The sequence below is a fragment of the Micromonospora olivasterospora genome, from assembly GCF_007830265.1.
GTDB classification, from domain to species: domain Bacteria; phylum Actinomycetota; class Actinomycetes; order Mycobacteriales; family Micromonosporaceae; genus Micromonospora; species Micromonospora olivasterospora.
The window spans coordinates 1,158,810-1,175,588 of sequence record NZ_VLKE01000001.1 but is presented as its reverse complement, the minus strand read 5'-3'; the positions used below and the strand labels follow the sequence as shown (position 1 = coordinate 1,175,588).

Sequence of the window (16,779 nt, the reverse complement as noted above, 5' to 3'; positions counted from 1 at the left end):
GGCTTCACCCGCATGGTCTTCGAGCTGGACCGCATCGAGTCGCTGCTGGACCTGCTCGGCGACCCGCAGCGGGCGTACCCGTCGATCCACCTGACCGGGACCAACGGCAAGACCTCGACGGCCCGGATGATCGACTCGCTGCTGCGGGCGTTCGGGCTGCACACCGGCCGCTACACCAGCCCCCACCTGGAGACCGTTCGGGAGCGGATCAGCCTCGACGGCGAGCCGGTCAGCGAGGAACGCTTCGTGGCCACGTACCGAGAGGTGGCCCCGCTGGCCGCGCTGGTCGACCAGCGGTCGGCCGAGCCGCTGACCTACTTCGACATGACCACCGCGCTGGCGTTCGCGACGTTCGCGGACGCGCCGGTGGACGTGGCCGTCGTCGAGGTGGGCCTGGGCGGCGCCGAGGACTCCACGAACGTGGTCCAGGCCGGGGTCGCGGTGCTCACGCCGATCGGGCTGGACCACACCGAGTGGCTGGGCGACACGCTCCAGGACATCGCCCTGCACAAGGCGGGGATCATCCACAAGGGGGCCACCGTGATCTGCGCGGCGCAGGAGGAGGAGGCCGCCCGGCCGATCCTGGAACGCTGCGCCGAGGTCGGGGCGACCATCGCCCGGGAGGGGTCCGAGTTCGGCGTGCTGCGCCGGGCCGTGGCCGTCGGCGGCCAGGTAGTCAGCATCCAGGGACTCGGCGGGGTGTACGACGAGGTGTTCCTCCCGCTGCACGGCGCCCACCAGGCGCAGAACGCGGCGGTGGCGCTGGCCGCGGTCGAGGCGTTCCTGGGGGCGGGGCGCGGCGGCAGCTCGACGTCGAGACCGTACGGGAGGGCTTCGCCGCGGCCAGCTCGCCCGGCCGGCTGGAGAAGGTGCGTACCGCGCCCACCATCCTGCTCGACGGCGCGCACAACCCGCACGGGATGACCGCCACGGTCACCGCGCTGCAGGAGGAGTTCGCGTTCAGCAAGCTGGTGGGCGTGCTCGCCGTGCTCGGCGACAAGGACGCGGCCGGCCTGCTGGAGCTGCTGGAGCCGGTGCTGGATTCGCTCGTGGTGACCCGCAACAGCTCGCCCCGGGCGATGCCGGCGGAGGAGCTGGCGGCGCTGGCCCGGGAGGTCTTCGGGCCGGACCGGGTGGAGGTGGCCGAGGAGATGCCCGACGCGATCGAGTCGGCGGTGGCGCAGGCGGAGACCGACGTCCCCGGCGAGCTGGCCGGGGTCGGCGTACTGATCACCGGGTCGGTGGTGACCGTGGCCGACGCCCGCCGACTGCTCAAGCGATGACCGCCCCCGAGGACGACCGGCCCACGGGCCGGACCGGCGCCCGGCGGACGGTGCCGCGCCGGCGCCGGCTGCGGCCGGCGACGCCGCGCCGGGCGGTGCGGGCGGGCCGGAGGGTGGGGTGCCGGGGCAGCGGCGCTCCGGGCTGCGCAACCCGGCCGGGGCGGTGCGCGGCCTGGGCGCGGGGACGCTGGCCCTGGAGGCGCTGGTGCTGCTGCTCGCCATCCAGCCGATCCGGCTGGTCGGCGGGGAGCTGGGCGGGGCGGCCATCGCGGCGATCGTGACGCTGGCCGTGGCGGCGGTGGCGCTGGCCGGCATGATGCGCCGGCCGTGGGCCTGGCACGCCGGCACCGTGCTACAGGGGGCGCTGCTGCTCTCGGGCCTGCTGCACTGGTCGCTGTTCGCGCTGGGCGTCATCTTCTCCCTGGTCTGGGCGTACGCCCTGCACGTGCGGCGGGTGATCCTCGGCTGAGGAGCGGCACCTACGCCTCGGCGTCGGCGCGGGTGCGCCACTGGGTGAGGGCCACGCCGTGGCCGTCCGGGTCGCGGAAGGCCGCCGCCCAGACCTCCAGCCTGCTGCCCCGGTTGACCACGCGGGGGGCGTACGTGAAGCGGACGCCGGAGTCGCGCAGCCGCGCGTACGCGCCCTGGATGTCGTCGACCTCCAGGTTGACGTGGACGAGGCGGCGGCTGATCGGGGCGGCCTCGGTGACCTCCCGCAGCACCAGCCGGGTCGCCCCGGAGGCGAGCACCGCGTTGCCGGAGCCCCGGTCGACCTCCTCGAAGCCGAGCACGCCCCGGTAGAACTCCAGGGAACGGTCCAGCTGGGTGACCAGCATCGTGATGCCCACCCCGCTGAACGCGGCGGCGTCGACGGGCTCGGCCTCCGGGTCGTAACCGAAGATCGCCTCGTCCAACTGGTCGGCGCGCAGCTCCGGCTCGCGCTGCGGAACCGGGTCGTCCAGCGGCACGTCGATCGGGTCGACCGGGGCGGGGACGTCGAACCGCTCCTCGGCCGGCGGGCGGGGGCCCGGGGTGGTGGCGCGGCGCGGCAGCGGGCCCGCTGCCGGCTCCACCAGCGTGCCCTCCAGCACGACCGGGCCGCCCGGGCGCTGGTGCACCACGACCGGCTCCCGCTGCTCCGGCAGCGGGCCCAGGTCGTCGCGCAGCGGCTCGGGCGTGGGCGCGTCCCGCGGGTCGTCGTGGAAGTCGTCGTCCGGGCGGTCGGCCCACGGCGGGGCCTCCTGCTGGATGAGGACCTCGTCGACCGGCTCCGCGCCGGCGTACTCGGGCGGCAGGTCGGCCAGGGCGGCGGCCGTCTCCGTGTGGGTCGGCATGTCGTCCCAGAGGACGCGGACGTGCCGCTGGTCGTCCAGGGCCACCCGGATCGGCAGCGTCTGCCCGATCGAGGGCCACTTCGCCACCGGCACCCGGGGCTCGATGATCTTCTTGGACCTCGGCGGCAGCCCCGGCGCGTCGATCACGATCTGCAGCTCGCAGCGGCCGAAGGCGTACGCCGTGGGCGGCTCGGAGACGCTGTGCACGTGGCCGACGCCGACGACCCAGGTGCGGCCGCCGCCGCGCACGGTGGCCAGCGCGATCGCCAGCACCAGCAGCGCCGCCCCCAGCGCCACGATCGCCCAGCTCGTCATGCCCAGCCCGAACAGCAGCACGAAGGTCGCCACGGTGCCCAGCACGGCCGCGATGAGCTTGCGTACCGGCGCGATGGGCCGGCTCCCGCCATTCGCCACAGTGGACCTCCCAGGGGTCAAGGGCCAGGCTAGGCCGGATCGGCGAGCGGGGGAAGGAGCAGCCGCCGCGCCGGCGCCGGGACCGGGTCGATAGGCTGACCGTACCCAGCCGAACCGGATTCCGCGCACAGGAGGAAACCAGCGTGTCCAGCAGCAGCCCGGACGAGCGCACGCTCGTGCTGATCAAGCCCGACGCGGTCCGCCGTGGCCTGGTCGGCGAGATCCTGTCCCGCTTCGAGCGCAAGGGCCTGCGGATCGACGCGATGCAGTCGCGGACGATGGACGGCGACTTCGCCGACCAGCACTACGCCGAGCACGTCGACAAGGCGTTCTACCCGCCGCTGAAGGCGTTCATGACCGGCGGCCCGCTGGTCGCCCTGGTGCTCTCCGGCGACCAGGTGATCGAGGTGGTGCGCGGCATGATCGGCAGCACCGACGGTCGCAAGGCCGCCGCCGGCACCATCCGCGGCGACCTGTCCCTGTCGAACCGCGAGAACCTGGTGCACGCCTCCGACTCGACGGACAGCGCCAATCGCGAGATCGCGCTCTGGTTCCCCGAGCTGGGCTGAACCCACGGGGTCGCGGGCCGGATGGCGATCATCGCGGCCCGCGACCGCCGTCACACCTGCGCCGGGGGCTGCTTCCGGCTGGTCACGGCGACCCGGTTCCACACGTTGATCGTGGCGATCGCCACGACCAGATCCGCCAGCTCCTTCTCCGACCAGACCTTGACGGCGGCGTCCCAGACGTCGTCGGGCACCCCGTGCTCGCCGAGTCGGGTGACCGCGTCGGTGAGCGCGAGGGCGGCGCGCTCCCGCTCGTCGAAGAAGGGCGCCTCCCGCCACGCGGCCACGGCGAACAGCCGCCGGCTGGACTCGCCCGCCGCGAGGGCGTCCCGGCTGTGCAGGTCGACGCAGTACGCGCAGCCGTTGAGCATCGAGGCCCGCATCTTCACCAGCTCCAGCACGGTGTGCTCGACGTTCGCCCGGACGTACTTCTCCAGCCCCAGCACCGCCTGGAGCGCCTGCGGCGCCACCGCCGCCATGTCGATCCGACTCATCTCGTCCTCCTCGTGTGGCTCCGACGGCCGTACGACGGGGTGACCCCCGGGGAACGTGACGAGGAGGGGCTGTGACGGTGGTCATGGCGCACCGACCACGATTACTCGGCGGCGATCACCGCGACCGGTCGAGTATTCTTGACCACCGTAAGGCGACGACCCGGCCATCACCGGCGAGCCTCCGGAAGAACGGCCGGGTGACCGGCTCAGTAGAACCGGACGGGTCCGGCCCGTCACAGCCGGCCAACGAGCGGGCGGTCGATCTCGGCCGTCAAGCGGGGTGGTACCGCGGGCCTGGCCCGGGGCGCCGGACGGCGTACCCGGAACGGGCTCGTCCTCGCAGACCCACACGAGCGTGAGCTGCGAGGAGAGCGACCCCCGATGGCCTATCCGTTGCACGACCCGACCGCCGCCGGTGTCCCGGCGAGCCCGGACCTGCCCGCGGTCGAGCGCCGGGTCCTGGAGCACTGGACGGCCGACAAGACCTTCGAGGCGTCCGTCGAGGCCAGGCCGGCCTCCGCCCGGCGGCCGGAGGAAGCGGGCTCCGTCGACGGCGGCGACGCGCGCGCCGCCGACAACGAGTACGTCTTCTACGACGGCCCGCCGTTCGCCAACGGCCTGCCGCACTACGGCCACCTGTTCACCGGGTACGTCAAGGACGTGGTGCCGCGCTACCAGACCATGCGCGGGCGCCGGGTGGAGCGGCGCTTCGGCTGGGACTGCCACGGCCTGCCCGCCGAGGTGGTGGCCGAGAAGCAGCTCGGCATCACCAGCAAGGCGGAGATCCTCGACCTGGGCGTGGCCCGGTTCAACGAGGCGTGCCGCACCTCCGTGCTGGAGTTCACCCACGACTGGGAGCGGTACGTCACCCGGCAGGCCCGCTGGGTCGACTTCGCCAACGACTACAAGACCCTCGACCTGGACTACATGGAAAGCGTCATGTGGGCCTTCCGGACCCTGCACGACAAGGGCCTGGTCTACGAGGGCTTCCGGGTGCTGGCGTACTGCTGGCGCTGCGAGACGCCGCTGTCGAACACCGAGACCCGGATGGACGACGTCTACCGGGACCGACACGACCCGACGGTGACCGTCTGGTTCGAGCTGACCGCCGACGAGAGCGCGCCGGAGCCGGTGCGCGGCGCGGTGCGGGTCGGCGTGTGGACCACCACGCCGTGGACCCTCCCGTCCAACCTGGCGCTCGCCGTCGGCCCGGACATCGAGTACGCCGTGCTGGAGCGCGACGGCTCCCGGTACGTGGTGGGCGCGGCGCGGCTGGCCGCGTACGCCAAGGAGCTGGAGGGGTACGAGCGGGTCGGCACGGTCCACGGCCGCGACCTGGTCGGGCGCCGCTACACCCCGCTGTTCGACTTCCTGGTCGAGCAGGCGGGGGAGGACGCCTACCAGGTCCTCGGCGCGGACTTCGTCACCACCGAGGACGGCACCGGGATCGTCCACCTGGCCCCGGCCTTCGGCGAGGACGACCAGAACGTCTGCAACGCCGCCGGCATCCCCACCATCGTGACCGTGGACGACCACACCCGGTTCACGGCGCTGGTCCCGCCGTACCAGGGCGAGCAGGTCTTCGACGTCAACAAGCCGGTGATCCGCGAGCTGAGGGAGCGGGGGGTGCTGCTGCGGCAGGACACCTACACCCACTCGTACCCGCACTGCTGGCGCTGCGACACCCCGCTGGTCTACAAGGCGGTGTCGTCCTGGTTCGTGGCGGTGACGAAGTTCAAGGACCGGATGGTCGAGCTGAACCAGCAGATCAACTGGACCCCGGGGCACATCAAGGACGGCTCGTTCGGCAAGTGGCTGGCCAACGCCCGCGACTGGTCGATCAGCCGGAACCGGTTCTGGGGCTCGCCGATCCCGGTGTGGAAGTCCGACGACCCCAACTACCCCCGGGTGGACGTGTACGGCTCGCTGGAGGAGCTGGAGCGGGACTTCGGCGTACGGCTGACCGACCTGCACCGGCCGGCGGTCGACGAGCTGGTCCGCCCGAACCCGGACGACCCGACCGGGAAGTCGACGATGCGCCGGGTGCCGGAGGTACTGGACTGCTGGTTCGAGTCCGGCTCGATGCCGTTCGCCCAGGTGCACTACCCGTTCGAGAACCGCGACTGGTTCGAGAACCACTACCCGGGCGACTTCATCGTCGAGTACATCGGGCAGACCCGCGGCTGGTTCTACACCATGCACGTGCTGGCCACGGCGCTGTTCGACCGGCCGGCGTTCCGCAACTGCCTCAGCCACGGCATCCTGCTCGGCTCGGACGGGCGGAAGATGTCCAAGAGCCTGCGCAACTACCCGGACGTGTACCACGTCTTCGACTCGTACGGGTCGGACGCGATGCGCTGGATGCTGATGTCGTCGCCGGTGCTGCGCGGCGGGGACATGTCGGTGACCGAGGCGGGCATCCGGGACGCCGTCCGGCAGGTGCTGCTGCCGCTGTGGAACGTCTGGTACTTCTTCTCGCTGTACGCCAACGCCGACGGCTACACCGCGAAGCGGCGGGTGGACTTTACCCACCTGCTCGACCGGTACGTGCTGGCGAAGACGAACGAGCTGGTCACGGCCGTGCAGGGGCAGTTGGACGCGTACGACATTTCCGGCGCCTGCGCCACCGTGCGGTCCTTCCTGGACGCCCTGACCAACTGGTACGTCCGCCGGTCCCGCGACCGGTTCTGGTCCGGCGACGCCGACGCGTTCGACACCCTGTGGACGGTGCTGGAGGCGCTGTGCCGGGTGGTGGCGCCGCTGGCGCCGCTGACCGCGGAGGAGATCTGGCGCGGCCTGACCGGGGAGCGGTCGGTGCACCTGACCGACTGGCCGGCGGCGGAGGAGTTCCCGGCCGACCACGACCTGGTGGCCGCCATGGACGCCACCCGGGACGTCTGCTCGGCGGCGCTGTCGCTGCGCAAGGCGAAGGGCCTGCGGGTGCGGCTGCCGCTGTCGAGGCTGACGGTGGCGTCGCCGGCGGCGGAGCAGCTGCGCCCGTTCGCCGACCTGGTCGCCGACGAGGTCAACGTGAAGGCGGTGGAGTTCACCGACGAGGTGTCCGCGTACTGCCAGCAGGTGTTGACCGTGGTGCCCCGGGCGCTCGGCCCCCGGGTCGGCAAGCAGGTGCAGCAGGTCATCAAGGCGGTCAAGGCGGGGGAGTGGGAGCTGGTCGACGGCGCCCCCGTGGCCGCCGGGGTCACCCTCGCCGAGGGCGAGTACGAGCTGCGCCTGGTCGCCGCCGACGCCGAGCACTCCGCGCCGCTGCCCGGCGGCGAGGGCGTGGTGGTGCTGGACACCGAGGTCACCCCGGAGCTGGCCGCCGAGGGGCTGGCCCGGGACGTCGTCCGGGTGGTGCAGCAGGCCCGCCGGGACGCCGACCTGGACGTGTCGGACCGGATCGTGGTGGCGCTGTCGGCGTCCGAGGAGGTCCGGGCCGCGGTGTCGGCGTACCGCGAATTCGTCGCCCGGGAGGTGCTGGCCGACGCCGTCGACTTCGCCGACGGGGTCGACGGCTTCGCGGGCGAGGTCGGCGAGGGCGAGCGCGTGACGGTGGCCGTCCGCCGGGTATGAGGTGACAGGAGGGACCCCTTCCGTGGGGTCCCTCCTGACCACCGTCGACGCCCGCGAGCGCCGGGCGCTCACGGGGTGGGCCGCGCAACACCCGCTCGGGCAGGCGTGACCGCGTCGGCTAACGTGACAGCGCCCGTTCCAGCACGACCGCCGGAGGACCAGTGCCGCTGCTCTACACCATCGGCAAGCACACCGTGGGCCCCGCGCTCCGGTTGGCCTTCCGACCGACCGTGGAGGGGTTGGAGCACATCCCGGCGACCGGCGGGGCCATCTTCGCCGGCAACCACCTCTCGGTCGCCGACGAGCTGTTCCTCGGCACGGTCGTGCCCCGGCACCTGGCGTTCTGGGCCAAGTCGGAGTACTTCAAGGGCACCGGCGTCAAGGGCGCGTTCTCCAAGTTCGTGCTCACCGGCCTGGGGGCGATCCCGGTCGAGCGGGCCGGCGGGCGGGCCGCGCTGTCGGCGTTCGACGCGGCGATCCCCGTGCTCAAGGCCGGTGACCTGGTCGCCGTCTACCCCGAGGGCACCCGCTCGCCGGACGGCCGGCTCTACCGTGGACGCACGGGCGCGGCCCGGCTGGCCGTGGCGGCCGGCGTGCCGATCATCCCGGTGGGCATGGTCGGCACCGACAAGGCCCAGCCGATCGGGGTGCGGGTGCCGCGGCCCGGCAAGGCCGAGATCATCGTGCGGTTCGGCAAGCCGCTGGACTTCACCGGCCGCCCCGGCGACCGGACCTCGCTGCGGGAGATGACCGACGAGGTGATGAGCGAGATCCAGAAGCTCACCGGCCAGGAGTACGTCCCGCGGTACGCCCCGCCGCGCGCCCACGCGCCGGTCGGCGGCGAGCCGTCCGGCAACGGCGGGCCGGCGGCCGGGGCCTGAGCCCCGCCGGTGGCCCGCCTCCCCGGCGGGCCACCGGGGTCAGCTCGCCGCGGACTGGTCCCGGGTGATGATCTCCTCGCGCATTCTCTCCAGCAACTGGGCGCTGTCGTCCACAGAAAGCTGGCTGAACACCCCCGTGGCGATGCTGCCGTGGTCGACCGAGGTGCAGACCACCACGTCCAGGCCGTCGAGGGCGCCGACGGCGCAGCGCTCGAACCGGCCCCGCACGTCCGTCTCCACCACCTGCGTCTCCCCGAGCTGGAACGACTCCTTCAGCCGGGCCATCTCGTCGTCGGCGTCGCCCTCCGGGTAGATCCGGAACCCGGTGCCGCCGAACACGGTCACCGGCTTGCCGCTGCGCGAGGCGTAGATGCCGGCGAAGATTTCCTCCACCAGCAGGTTCGCGTCGCGTACGTCGGTCTCCAGCTCCTCCGTCACGGCCCTGCTGCGGGCGTCGTCGCGCAGCGTCAGGTCGTCGATCCGCTGGGGCAGCGCGGCGTTCGCCGGGTACTGGTCCCACATCGGCTTGACCCAGTACGCCGGGCAGCCGCAGCAGCAGGCGATGCTGAGCAGTAGCACCCACGGCCAGCGCCGGCGGCGCCGGCGCGGTTTGGCGTACCCGGGGGGTGCCTGCGGAGCGGGCTGCGGCGCGGCGGCCTGGCGCTGCTTCGGCGGCCGGACCGGCGGCGGAGACACCGGGTAGGCCGGGGCCGGCGGCAGGGGCACCGGGTGGGCCTGGGCCGGCGGATGGGTCGGTGCCGGCGGCAGCGGTCGGGCCACGGGCGGCGGGGACACCGGGTGCAGGGCCGGCGGCGGGGACACCGGTCGGGCCGGCTGCGGCGGCGTGACCGGGTGGACGGCCGGCGCCGGATACGGGCGCGTCGGCGGCATCGGCGGCGTCGGGAACAGCGGGGGCGGCGGCGGCAGCTCGGCGGCGGCCTGCAGGTCCCAGCTGCCGGTGTCCACGCCGGCCCACGGGTCCACCGGGACCTGGCTCTCCGGCGGTGGCAGCGGGCCGTGCCCGACCGGCGCGGGCGGGGGCGGGGTGGGCTCCGCGGACTCGCCCCAGCTCCGCCGGCGCGGCGGGGGCGGCGGGACGGCCGCCGATCCGCTCCAGCGCGACGCGGGAGGCGCGGGGTCGACGGTCGTCCGGTCCGGCGCGGCGTCGACCCTCGTCGGTTCGCGTCCGCCGGCGGCCGGGCGCGGTCCGGTGTCGATCTTGGTCGGCTCGGGCGCCGTGCCGGCGGCTGGGGACGGGGGCGGGCCTTCGACCTTCGTCGGTTCCGGCCCGGCCGCGTCGGCCGGGCGCGGTCCGGTGTCGACCGGGGTGTGGTCCGCCTCCGCCCGCTCGGGTCCGGCCTCCACCCTCGTCGGGTCCGGGGCAGGGTGCCCGGGGCGGGTGCCGGCGGCCGGGTCGGGATCGACGCGGGTGGGCTCCGGCCCGGTCGAGGACGTGGCCACGCCGGCCACGCCGTCGGGCGCGGTGGCGTCGGGCCCGCCCGGGGAGGTCTCGGCGTCCGGGGCAGGCTCGGCCGCGTCCTTCCGGCCCGGCTCGGGTGGCCCGGTCGACGGTACGGGGGAGGGGGTCGTCTCCTCGTCGACCGCCGGATCCCGGTCCCGGCCGCCGGCCGGGGCGCCCCCGTCGGCCGGCCGGTCTGCTCCCGGCTGGGGGTGCGGCATCGCGGCATTCTCCTCTCGGCGTGACGCCCCCGCCGGTGCCGGAGCAGATCCCGGCGGTGCACGCGCCGGTCCGAGGTTAGTACCGGCGTGCCACCGACTGCGATCCGGTCGCCGCGGGCGGACAGGGGACCCGCCACGACCGGCTGATCCCGCCGCCCGTTTCGCGGTCGGGCCGCGCGTTTCGCGCCCGGGCCGCCGTGAAGATCGTGCTCGATCGTGGAAGTAGGGGTATCGAGGGGTCGACGAGGCCACTACATCGAGGATCGAGCACGATCATGGAGAAGCCCGGGGGAAGCGTCGGCGGGGGTGACGGGCGGGAGCGGTGCGGCGCGGTGGGCGCCGGACGGCCGCGTACCCTTGGGCATCATGAGTGTCCCGTCCACCACGCCGCGCCCCGCCGCGGGCGACTCCTCCGACGACTCCAGCTCGGTGCGTCAGTCGCCGCGCCGCGACCCGGGGTCGTCGGTCTGGCCCCGGCTCGAGCCGCTGCTGCCCCAGGTGACCAAGCCCATCCAGTACGTCGGTGGCGAGCTGGGCGCGGTCGTCAAGGACTGGGACTCGGCGACCGTGCGCTGGGCGCTGATGTACCCCGACGCGTACGAGGTCGGCCTGCCGAACCAGGGCGTGCAGATCATGTACGAGATCCTCAACGAGCAGCCCGACACCCTCGCCGAGCGGACGTACGCGGTCTGGCCGGACCTGGAGCGGCTGATGCGCGCCCACGGCGTGCCGCAGTTCACCGTCGACGCCCACCGCTCGGTGCGCGACTTCGACGTGTTCGGCGTCTCCTTCTCCACCGAGTTGGGCTACACCAACCTGCTCACCGCGATCGACCTGGCCGGCATCCCGCTGCTCGCCACCGACCGCACCGACGCCGACCCGGTGGTCGTGGCGGGCGGCCACGCCGCGTTCAACCCGGAGCCGATCGCCGACTTCGTCGACGCCGCCGTGCTGGGCGACGGCGAGGAGGCGGTCCTGGAGATCACCGCGATCGTCCGGGAGTGGAAGGCCGAGGGCTGCCCGGGCGGCCGGGACGAGCTGCTGCTGCGGCTGGCCCGCACCGAGAGCGTGTACGTGCCGCGCTTCTACGACGTGGACTACCTGCCCGACGGCCGCATCCAGCGGGTCGTGCCGAACCGGGCGGACGTGCCGTTCCGGGTGCACAAGCGCACGACGATGGACCTGGACGCCTGGCCGTACCCGAAGAAGCCCCTCGTGCCGCTGGCCGAGACGGTCCACGAGCGGTACGCGGTGGAGATCTTCCGCGGCTGCACCCGGGGCTGCCGGTTCTGCCAGGCCGGCATGATCACCCGTCCCGTGCGGGAGCGCTCGATCACCACCGTGGGGCAGATGGTGCGGCAGGGCCTGGAGTTCTCCGGCTTCCACGAGGTGGGCCTGCTGTCGCTGTCGTCGGCCGACCACTCGGAGATCGGCGACATGTGCTCCGGCCTGGCGCAGCAGTACGAGGGCACGAACGTGTCGCTGTCGCTGCCGTCGACCCGGGTGGACGCGTTCAACATCGAGCTGGCCCAGGAGCTGTCGCGCAACGGGCGGCGCACCGGCCTGACCTTCGCGCCGGAGGGCGGGTCGGAGCGGATCCGCCGCGTCATCAACAAGATGGTGTCGAAGGACGACCTCATCCGTACCGTGGTCACCGCGTACACCAACGGCTGGCGGCAGGTGAAGCTCTACTTCATGTGCGGCCTGCCCACGGAGACCGACGCCGACGTCCTGGAGATCGCGGACATGGCGCACGAGGTGATCAGGGCCGGCCGGGCCGCCACGGGCTCGAAGGACATCCGCTGCACCGTGTCGATCGGCGGGTTCGTGCCGAAGCCGCACACCCCGTTCCAGTGGGCGGCGATGGAGCGGCCGGAGGTCATCGACGGCCGGCTCAGGCTGCTCAAGCAGGCGATCAACGCCGACCGCTCGCTGGGCCGGGCGATCGGCTTCCGGTACCACGACGGGGAGCCGTCACTGATCGAGGGCCTGCTGTCCCGGGGCGACCGACGGGTCGGGGCGGTGATCCGCAGGGTCTGGGAGAACGGCGGCCGGTTCGACGGCTGGAGCGAGCACTTCTCGTACCAGCGCTGGGTGGACGCCGCGGCGGAGGTGCTCCCGGCCTTCGGCGTGGACCTCGACTGGTACACCACCCGGGAGCGCGACGAGCTGGAGGTCCTCCCCTGGGACCACCTGGACTCCGGCCTGGACAAGGACTGGCTCTGGCAGGACTGGCAGGACGCCCTGTCGGAGTACGAGCAGGACGACTGCCGGTGGACCCCGTGCTTCGACTGCGGCGTCTGCCCGTCGATGGACACGGAGATCCAGATCGGTCCCACCGGCAAGAAGCTGCTCCCGCTCACCCCGATCAACGGCACCGGCCTGCGGGTACCCACCGGCGCCCAGCAGTGACGCCCGGCGGCGGGCGGCCCGACGCCGCCCGCCGCTCTCCGCGTTGGTCGTCGGGGTGTTGTCATCGTCACCGCCTGTGGCGACAATGACCCCATGATCAACCGGTCATGACTTCCGAGGAGCACGACGATCAGTAAGAAACCACAGCCGGTGGGCGGTCAGGCCCCGGTCGTCCAGCGGGTCCGCATCCGGTACGCCAAGCGCGGGCCCCTGCGGTTCACCTCGCACCGCGACTTCGCCCGGGCGTTCGAGCGCGCGGTGCGCCGGGCCAACGTGCCGGTCGCCTTCTCGCAGGGCTTCACCCCGCACCCCAAGATCTCCTACGCCAGCGCCGCCCCGACCGGGGTCGCCAGCGAGGCCGAGTACCTGGAGATCGGCCTGCGCGAGCCGGTCGACCCGGGCCGGCTCCGGGCCGCGCTGGACGCCGCCCTCTCACCCGGCCTCGACGTGCTCGACGCCGTCGTCGCGGGCGGCGGCAGCCTCGCCGACCGGATCGAGGCGTCGCGCTGGCGGATCGAGCTGCCCGAGCTGGACCCGGCGACGCTGGAACGGGCCGTGGCCGCCTTCACCGTCGCCGACGAGGTGCTCGTCGAGCGCATGACCAAGCAGGGCCGGCGCACGTTCGACGCCCGCGCGGCCGTCATGCGCATCGATGTCCAGTCCGCTCCGGTGGCACCTTCCGGGGCGATGGCCATACCGTGTGCGATACTCGAACTGGTCGTGCGGCAGGTCACCCCGTCCGTACGACCCGATGACGTCCTTTCCGGCCTCCGCGTGGTGGCCGACCTGACGCCGCCGGTCTCCCCGCGGGTGATCCGGCTGGCGCAGGGCACGCTGACCGCGCAGGGTGCGATCGTGGATCCGTTGGACGCGGACCGCGGCGGGGCAACCATCGGATGAGCGCTGACCGACGGTCAGTGCTCAGGCAGGCAGACTTCGGCGGTCGCGCGGCTCGCGCGCCCGGCGGAAACATCTTTGCGGCGACCCTGCGTGGCAGCGCTCACCCGCGCCCGGGGCAGCCAGAACTGGAGAACCTCCATGCTCGAGAACGAGCCCGAGGGCGGCGAACGGACCGGCGCACAGCCGGCGGACGAGGCCCCTGACCGCACCACCGGCGCCGCCACGGGCGGCTCGACCAGCGAGGGCGCGGCGCCGATCGGCGCGCCGACCGGCGCCGAGGCCCCGGCCGCGCCGCCGCGGAAGCGGGCCAGCCGGCGGCGGGCCCCGCTGAACCAGCCGGAGCAGACCGACGCGCCCGTGGAGGCGTCCACCTCCGCCGGGTCGACCAGCGGGGAGGCCCCGCAGGCGGAGGTGTTCGCCCCCGTCGCCGGCGAGCTGGAGGAGGCGCCGAAGCCGACGCGCCGCCGCCGCAAGGCGACCACCGCGAAGGCGACCGAGGAGCCCGTCGTGGCGGCCGGGGCGGAGCCGGCGTCCGACGAGGTCGTACCCCCGGTGAAGGTGACCCGGACCCGCCGGCGCAAGGCCGCCGCGCCCGCCGCGGAGGTCCCGGCCGAGTCGGCCGTCGAGGCCCCGGCGGCGCCCACGCCCGGCGGCGAGCAGGCCGCGGGTGCCGCCGAGCTGCCGGCCGAGCAGGCCGCGGTCGCTCCAGCCGTTGCGGCGGAGGAGGCCGGCGAGACCACCGGTGAGCCCGAGGCCGCCGGGGCCCAGGAGGCGCCCCGGCCGGCCGAGGGCGCCGTCGCGAGCCGCCCCGGCGAGGTGTCGCCCGGTGCGTCCGTCTCCGGCGCCGAGCCGACGCCGGAGCCGGCCGAGGAGCCCCCGGCGAAGACCCGGCGGCGCCGCGCCGCCCTCTCCGCGCCGACCGTCCTCTTCATGGCCCCCCAGCCCGAGGAACACGCCCGGGTCGTGGTGCCCCTCACGACCGAGGAGGAGCCCGCCGAGGAGCAGCCGGAGCCGCCGCGCCGGCGCCGGCGGGGCCGCCGCGAGGCCGAGCCGGTCGAGGTCGTGGAGGCCGAGGAGGAGCCCACCGCCGAGGCGGAGGAGGGCGCCGAGGAGGAGGAGGACGACGAGACCCTCGCCCGGCGTCGCCGCCGCCGCGGCCGCCGTGGCCGCGGCCGGGGCAAGGGCGGCGCGGACGACGCCGAGGAGGAGGAGCTCGAGGAGGCCGTCCAGGCCGAGGGGGAGGAGGGCCCCGAGGCCGAGGGCGAGGAGGAGGGCGAGGAGACCGGGGACGGGATGACCCGCCGCCGTCGGCGCCGGCGCCGGCGCGGGGCGGGGGACATCGAGGGCGCCGCCGAGGACGGCGTCCCCACGGTCGTGAAGATCCGCGAGCCGCGCCGGGCGGTCGACGAGGTGCAGGGCGTCTCCGGCTCGACCCGGCTGGAGGCCAAGCGCCAGCGCCGCCGGGACGGCCGCGAGCAGCGGCGGACCCGCCCGGCGATCCTCAGCGAGTCGGAGTTCCTGGCCCGGCGGGAGGCGGTCGACCGGGTGATGGCGGTACGCCAGCGCGGCGACCGCATCCAGATCGCCGTCCTGGAGGACGGCGTGCTGGTCGAGCACTACGTCAGCCGCAACTCCTCCGGCACCATGGCCGGCAACGTGTACCTCGGCAAGGTGCAGAACGTCCTGCCGAGCATGGAGGCGGCCTTCGTCGACATCGGGCGCGGCCGCAACGCCGTCCTGTACGCGGGCGAGGTCAACTGGGACACCACCGGCCTGGAGGGGCGGGCCCGCTCGATCGAGCAGGCGCTCAAGTCCGGCGACTCGGTGCTGGTGCAGGTCACCAAGGACCCGATCGGGCACAAGGGCGCCCGGCTGACCAGCCACATCGCGCTCTCCGGTCGGCACCTGGTGTACGTGCCGAACGGCAACGCGTCCGGCATCAGCCGCAAGCTGCCCGACACCGAGCGCAAGCGGCTGCGCGACGTGCTCAAGAAGCTCGTCCCGGACGGCGCGGGTGTGATCGTCCGGACGGCCGCCGAGGGGGCGAGCGAGGACGAGCTGGCCCGCGACGTCAAGCGGCTGCAGGCCCAGTGGGAGGACATCCAGGCCAAGGCGGCCGAGGGCGGCGCCCCGGTGCTGCTCTACGAGGAGCCGGACCTGGTCATCCGAGTCGTGCGGGACCTGTTCAACGAGGACTTCCGCGAGCTGGTGATCGAGGGCGACGAGGCGTACGGCATGGTCGAGTCGTACCTGTCGCACGTCTCTCCGGACCTGGTCCCGCGGCTGCGCCGCCACGTCGGCACGTCCGACGTCTTCGCCGTGTACCGGATCGACGAGCAGATCCTCAAGGGCCTCGACCGCAGGGTCTTCCTGCCCTCCGGCGGCCACCTGGTGATCGACCGGACCGAGGCGATGACCGTGGTCGACGTCAACACCGGCAAGTACACGGGCGCGGGCGGCAACCTGGAGGAGACGGTCACCCGGAACAACCTGGAGGCCGCCGAGGAGATCGTCCGCCAGCTCCGGCTGCGCGACATCGGCGGCATCGTGGTGATCGACTTCATCGACATGGTGCTGGAGTCGAACCGCGAGCTGGTGCTGCGCCGGCTCACCGAGTGCCTGGGCCGGGACCGCACCAAGCACCAGGTCACCGAGATCACCTCGCTCGGCCTGGTGCAGATGACCCGCAAGCGGATCGGCGCGGGGCTGCTGGAGGCGTTCAGCGAGACCTGCGACTGCTGCAAGGGCCGCGGCGTGATCATCCACACCGAGCCGGTGCCGGAGAAGCCGCGCCAGGGCGCGGGGGAGAAGGTCAAGGCGGTCGCCTCCGCCGTCGGCACGCCGGCCCCGGCGGAGCAGGCCGGCGCGACGACCTCCCGGCGGCGGGCCCGCAAGAGCGCCACGCCGGAGCGCACGGTGGTCGAGGTGACCGACGCCCCGGCCGAGAGCGGCCCGGCGGTGGCTCCGGACGACTACCACGACACCATGGGCTACGACCTGTCCCGGTTCGAGACGGACACCGAGGCCGCGCCGGCCGTCGCGGACAGCCAGCGGGGCGAGTCCGCCCGGCTCGCCGGGGCCGACGACCCGGACGCCCTGGGCGACGACACCGACGTCGAGGGCGGCCTGAGCCGGCGCCGGTCCCGCCGCGGCGGCACCCGTCGGCGTACCCGTCCGTGACCGGCTGACCAGCCGCGCGTCCCGCAGGACCCCTCTCCCCGGCAGCAGCACGGGCGGGAGGG

General features: G+C 74.1%; 10 protein-coding genes and 1 pseudogene. 8 read left to right on the top strand and 3 right to left on the bottom strand.

Translation table 11 applies throughout. The annotated features are described in order from the left end of the window. Positions 1 to 12: 12 nt before the first annotated feature. Positions 13 to 1,283 (top strand): annotated as a pseudogene (locus JD77_RS05155) (bifunctional folylpolyglutamate synthase/dihydrofolate synthase). 118 nt (positions 1,284 to 1,401) lie between these two features. Next, the gene (locus tag JD77_RS05150) at positions 1,402 to 1,752 is read left to right on the top strand and encodes a DUF4233 domain-containing protein (protein WP_145773269.1); all 351 of its coding nucleotides are present in this window, start codon (positions 1,402 to 1,404) and stop codon (positions 1,750 to 1,752) included. 10 nt (positions 1,753 to 1,762) lie between these two features. Here the strand turns inward: JD77_RS05150 and JD77_RS05145 are convergent, their stop codons facing one another. Continuing rightward, entirely contained in the window at positions 1,763 to 3,031 is a 1,269-nt protein-coding gene (locus JD77_RS05145; RefSeq protein ID WP_145773268.1) for a VOC family protein, read from the bottom strand. 143 nt (positions 3,032 to 3,174) lie between these two features. On the opposite strand from JD77_RS05145, the gene ndk reads away from it, so the two are divergent. Continuing rightward, positions 3,175 to 3,600, top strand: coding sequence for a nucleoside-diphosphate kinase (ndk, locus tag JD77_RS05140; RefSeq protein WP_145773267.1), 426 nt, complete (start codon positions 3,175 to 3,177; stop codon positions 3,598 to 3,600). Positions 3,601 to 3,650: 50 nt separating this feature from the next. Here the strand turns inward: ndk and JD77_RS05135 are convergent, their stop codons facing one another. Further along, on the bottom strand, positions 3,651 to 4,091 hold the full coding sequence (locus tag JD77_RS05135; protein ID WP_145773266.1) for a carboxymuconolactone decarboxylase family protein: 441 nt from the start codon (positions 4,089 to 4,091) through the stop codon (positions 3,651 to 3,653). Positions 4,092 to 4,472: 381 nt separating this feature from the next. On the opposite strand from JD77_RS05135, the gene ileS reads away from it, so the two are divergent. Both ileS and JD77_RS05120 read left to right on the top strand, forming a co-directional pair. Beyond that, positions 4,473 to 7,664, top strand: coding sequence for an isoleucine--tRNA ligase (gene ileS / locus JD77_RS05125; RefSeq protein WP_145773264.1), 3,192 nt, complete (start codon positions 4,473 to 4,475; stop codon positions 7,662 to 7,664). A 161-nt stretch (positions 7,665 to 7,825) separates the two neighbouring features. Next, positions 7,826 to 8,545, top strand: coding sequence for a lysophospholipid acyltransferase family protein (locus JD77_RS05120; RefSeq protein ID WP_145773263.1), 720 nt, complete (start codon positions 7,826 to 7,828; stop codon positions 8,543 to 8,545). 39 nt (positions 8,546 to 8,584) lie between these two features. Here the strand turns inward: JD77_RS05120 and JD77_RS33375 are convergent, their stop codons facing one another. Continuing rightward, positions 8,585 to 10,225 carry a hypothetical protein gene (locus tag JD77_RS33375; protein WP_145773262.1) on the bottom strand — a complete coding sequence of 547 codons (1,641 nt, stop codon included), beginning with the start codon at positions 10,223 to 10,225 and terminating at the stop codon, positions 8,585 to 8,587. Positions 10,226 to 10,591: 366 nt separating this feature from the next. On the opposite strand from JD77_RS33375, the gene JD77_RS05110 reads away from it, so the two are divergent. From JD77_RS05110 to JD77_RS05100, 3 genes are all read left to right on the top strand, one after another. Further along, positions 10,592 to 12,637: a TIGR03960 family B12-binding radical SAM protein gene (locus JD77_RS05110; protein WP_145773261.1), complete on the top strand. Its 2,046-nt coding sequence runs from the start codon at positions 10,592 to 10,594 to the stop codon at positions 12,635 to 12,637. A gap of 150 nt (positions 12,638 to 12,787) precedes the next feature. Then, positions 12,788 to 13,537: a TIGR03936 family radical SAM-associated protein gene (locus JD77_RS05105; RefSeq protein WP_281292080.1), complete on the top strand. Its 750-nt coding sequence runs from the start codon at positions 12,788 to 12,790 to the stop codon at positions 13,535 to 13,537. Between the two features lie 138 nt (positions 13,538 to 13,675). Then, positions 13,676 to 16,717 (top strand): Rne/Rng family ribonuclease, encoded by a 3,042-nt coding sequence (locus JD77_RS05100; protein WP_145773260.1) that lies wholly within the window; start codon positions 13,676 to 13,678, stop codon positions 16,715 to 16,717. The last annotated feature ends 62 nt before the right edge of the window (positions 16,718 to 16,779 follow it).

What these genes read in the sequence shown, in the direction of transcription:
- JD77_RS05135 (WP_145773266.1), bottom strand. Translation starts at nt 4,091, where the DNA reads ATGAGTCGGATCGACATGGCGGCGGTGGCGCCGCAGGCGCTCCAGGCG.
- ileS (WP_145773264.1), top strand. Translation starts at nt 4,473, where the DNA reads ATGGCCTATCCGTTGCACGACCCGACCGCCGCCGGTGTCCCGGCGAGC.
- JD77_RS33375 (WP_145773262.1), bottom strand. Translation starts at nt 10,225, where the DNA reads ATGCCGCACCCCCAGCCGGGAGCAGACCGGCCGGCCGACGGGGGCGCC.
- JD77_RS05110 (WP_145773261.1), top strand. Translation starts at nt 10,592, where the DNA reads ATGAGTGTCCCGTCCACCACGCCGCGCCCCGCCGCGGGCGACTCCTCC.
- JD77_RS05100 (WP_145773260.1), top strand. Translation starts at nt 13,676, where the DNA reads ATGCTCGAGAACGAGCCCGAGGGCGGCGAACGGACCGGCGCACAGCCG.